Raw genomic sequence first — 4,057 nt, forward strand, 5'->3', positions numbered from 1 at the left:
AGAAGTTCACGGTGAGGGGGGCGAGGCCCGAGGTGCCGATGACGCCGTTGATGAGGGTCTGGGTCGTCACGGTGAGGGCCGGCGTGTCGAGGACCTGGACCGTCACGGTGTTGCTGGCCAGCGACGCGGTGCAGACGTCGGACAGGTTGCAGACCACCGTCCAGGTTCCGGTCTTCTCGAAGGTGAAGGTGAACTGGTAGGGCGAGGTGGCGTTCGTCACCGTCCGGGTGGTGACCTCGGGGGTGATGAAGTTGCCGTCCTTGTCCTTGATGCGGGTCAGGGTGTAGGTCAGCGTGATGGGCGCGCTACCGTCGTTCCAGGTCGTCGTGAAGGTGTCGTCGAGGGGGATGTAATCCGACGTCGAGGTGGGCACGATCACGAGGTTCGAGGCCGCCACGTCCACGTGGATGTCGCCGCTGGCGATCAGGCACTCGTAGGGGTTGTAGATGCCCGAGCGGGCGTACAGGTACCAGGAGTAGACCGTGCTGCTGGTGGCGGTGAAGATGTGGCTCGGGGTGGCCGAGGCGCCCCAGCCGGTGTCCCAGCCGTCGGTCGCCGTCCAGCGAAGCTGGAGGTTGGTGCCGGGCTGGCCGCCGCCGGTCACGTTGGAGGTGAAGTCAACCCACAGCGGGGAGCAGCCCACCGTCGGGGAGGCCGAGGCCGTGCCGGCGAAGGGCTGAACCACCGTCACGTGGAAGATGACGTTGGCCGTGTTGGCCGTGCCCGTGCAGTTCGGCACCGCGCTGTCCGTCACGGTCAGCTGGGCGTCGTACTCGCCGGGGGCGGCGTAGGTGTGGGTGATGGGGCCGGGGTTCGTGAAGGGACCGTGGCTCGTGCCGTCACCGAAGTTCCACACGTAGTAGTAGCCGGGGATCCCGCCGAAGACGCTGGCCGAGGCGTTGAAGGTCACGGCCATGGAGCCGCACGCCTGCTCCCAGGAGGGGGCGCTGACGGTCAGCGGGTTGTAAATCGTGAAGGTGATGGTCCGGGTCAGCACCGTGTCGTTCACGCAGAAGCCGGTGTCGGTGAGCGTGAAGGTGGCGGTGAAGGTCCGGTAGGACTCGGAGCCCAGGTAGAAGTTCTCGATAAAGGGCGGGATGGGCGCCGGGGAGACCACGGAGCCGCTGAAGGTGTCCGGATCGTCGCCGGCCCAGTTGTTGTTGTAGGTCCAGGTGTAGTTCACGGTGTGGCCGGCGTAGGCCGTGTAGGTCGCGCCGAGGGCCACGGCCAGCGGGTTCACGCCGAGGTTCGGGATCTCCACGCCGAAGCCATTCGTGTTGCAATTCAGGCCGTTCACGGTGACGGCGGCGGTGGGCTCGGGCACCACGTTGAAGGGACCGTAGGTGGCCGAGTTGGTCACCGCGCAGTTGCCGCTGTCGGTGACGTAGGCGCGCACCGTGTAGGTGCCGGCCGCGGCGTAGGCGTGGCTGAAGGTCGCCGGCCCGCTCTGAGAGAGGGTGGCCGTGGAGCCGTCGCCGAAGTCGATGGAGTAGAGGTACGGCGCGATGCCGCCCGTGGGCGTCACGGTGAAGGTGATGGTCTCGCCGATGTGGAGGTCGCACCCGGAGGCGGGGTTGGGGTTCGCCGTGATCGTGATGCCCGTGAACTGCGGATAGATGGTCTGGGTGTAGGGCACCAGGGTCGTGTTGGAGCCGCCGTCGAAGATGGAGATGAGCACGTCGTAGGTGCCCGCCGCGGCGTAGGTGTGGTTCTGGAAGGCCTCCTCGAAGCCGCCGGCGCCGGTGATCGTGGGCACGATCACGTCGGGCGTGCCGTCACCCCAGGAGAAGGTCACGGTGTAGGGAGGCAGGGCCGAGGGGCTGATGCTGTGGGCGGACACGTAGAAGGCGATGGGCTGGTTCGCGGGGCCGGGGTTGCAGACCGAGGAGACGGTGGCCGACATGAAGCCGTTGTAGTTCACAACGCAGAAGCCCGTGGCCGTGTGGCCCGAGCAGTCCGTCACGGTGACCGTGCCCTTGAAGGTGCCCGTGTAGGGGAATGTGATCACGGGGTTCTCGAGGGTGCTCGTGGTGATCGTCGCACCCGTCTGGACGTCCACAAAGGTCCAGGCGAAGGTGTAGCCGCTGGGCGTCGCGCAGTTCGAAAGGCCGCCGGAGACGTTGGCCCAGAACTGGAACTGGGCGCCCGAGCCCACGATCGTGGCGTTGGGGTCCACCACCAGGTTACCCACCACCTCCACGAGGATGGTCTTTGTCGTGGTGACGGTGCAGCCGCCCGCGGCGCCCGTATCGGTCACCGTGAGGTCCACCTGGTAGATGCCGGCCTCGGGGAAGAGCACCACCGGGTTGGCCTGGGTGCTCGTGTCGGTGCCCGGGAGCCAGAGCAGGGACACGTTGGTCACGTCGAAGTCCCAGGCGTAGGTGACGGTGCCCGTGTCGCCCGTCACGATGCTCGTGAAGGAAACGAGCATGCCGTACTGGGCGGGGTTGGGCTGGGCGTCGATGGCCACGCCGGGATTCACCGTGTAGTCGGCGTTGGCGAAATCCGTGCGGTTGATGAGGGCGTCCCACACCGTGAGGGTGGCGTCGTAGCAGCCGTCCTCGGTGGGCGCGCCGGCGATGCAGGCGGCCGGGGGATAGGGGACGTTGTTCACCGTGGGAGCCATGCCCGGAGGCAGGGAGCCCGCCGTGATGGCGGCCGTCCAGTTGGCCGGGGCCTGGTTGGCGAGGGTCACGGCCACGCAGTCGTTCACCGCGTCACCGACCTCGAGGGGCGTCGTGGGCGTGAAGGTCCCCGTGAAGGGCTCGAGGTTGATGCTCCACACGTTGCCCGCCGTGGGGGTCGACGCGGAGGAGGTGCCCGCGTAGAGGTAGGCGTCCGTCGCCTCGTAGTAGAGGCAGTGGACGTTCAGGTCCACCAGGTCGCCGGCGCCGTAGCCGTTGTTGATCTGGTAGAAGGAGCCCGCGTCGCTGTCCCAGCGGTAGACGCCCTGGCCCAGCGTGGAGGCGAAAACGAAGTTCGGGTAGCTGGAGAAGAAGACGTCCGTCACCGGCGTGGTGATGGCCGGAGAGGTCGCCAGGGAGGACCACGTGGCGCCGCCGTCCGCGGAGAAGGCGATGCCGTGCTGCTTGGTGCCCGCGAAGAGCGAATCCGTGGCGTAGTCGTAGGTCACGTCGTAGATGAAGAGATCCGTGTCGTAGACCTGGCTCCACGTCCACGCGCCCGTGGTGCAGGACTGGGTGCCACGCAGGAGGCCGCCCCCGTCCGTGGCGAGGAAGACCAGGCGGGGGGTCGCCGGGCAGTTGGCCTGCTTCACGGCGATGTCGTGGACGAAGTACATGCCCGGCGTGGCGGCGGCGCCGTCCACCAGGTCGAAGAGGGGATCGAAGATCTGGGTGAAGGTGGTCCCCTCGTACATGTAGGCGCCGCTGCCCCAGGTGCCGAAGAACACGTCGTGGGGAAGGGTGCCCGTGGCCACGTTGGGATCCCACGTGATGCACTGGACGTGCTGGTTCACCGAGGGCACGCCGGCGGACACGTTGGTCCAGCCACCGCTGAACACCCAGAGGCCCGTGTTCCAGTTGCCGACGTAGGAGACGCCTCCGTCCCACGTGACGGCCGTAAAGTCGTCGGCCGCCGGACCGGGGGGCGTCACTTGAAAATCGAAATTGACACCGTAGGTAAAGGTGGACTCGTACAGGTAACCCAGGTTCCCGCCGGGGTACCCGCCTCCGGCGGTGCCGACGTCCACAACGCCTCCCGGGTTGGACCAGATCGCCATCGGGGGCGTGGGGAAGTTCGCCCCGGCGACGCCCATGACCGTGGACTGCCTTTGCCACGTGTTCTGGGCGAGAGCCGGAACGGCGAGCGCCAGCAGGGCGACCACCAGGCCGATCCCCACGAGCCGCGTTCTCAACGTTTTGTGCATCCTCAACCTCCTATTCCATCACTCAAAGCGCTTCAACCACATGGGGTATCGTGTCGAAACAAGCCCGAATGGATCACCTCTCGGGGCGGGCCAACGGCCGCTCCGCCTCCCTCTCCGCTGGGACCGCTGCGTGTCCATGTCGCTCCCGCCCTCCGAGTCCGTCCGCCG

1 protein-coding gene is annotated in these 4,057 nt (G+C 67.2%); it reads right to left on the reverse strand.

Annotated features, from left to right (window positions below; translation table 11 throughout):
* Positions 1-3,889, reverse strand: a 3,889-nt coding sequence (locus tag AB1824_06860; protein MEW5764681.1) for a PKD domain-containing protein, incomplete at its 3' end; no start/stop codon positions are given.
* Positions 3,890-4,057: the final 168 nt, after the last annotated feature.

The sequence above is a fragment of the Acidobacteriota bacterium genome, assembly GCA_040752915.1.
Classification (GTDB): domain Bacteria; phylum Acidobacteriota; class UBA4820; order UBA4820; family DSQY01; genus JBFLVU01.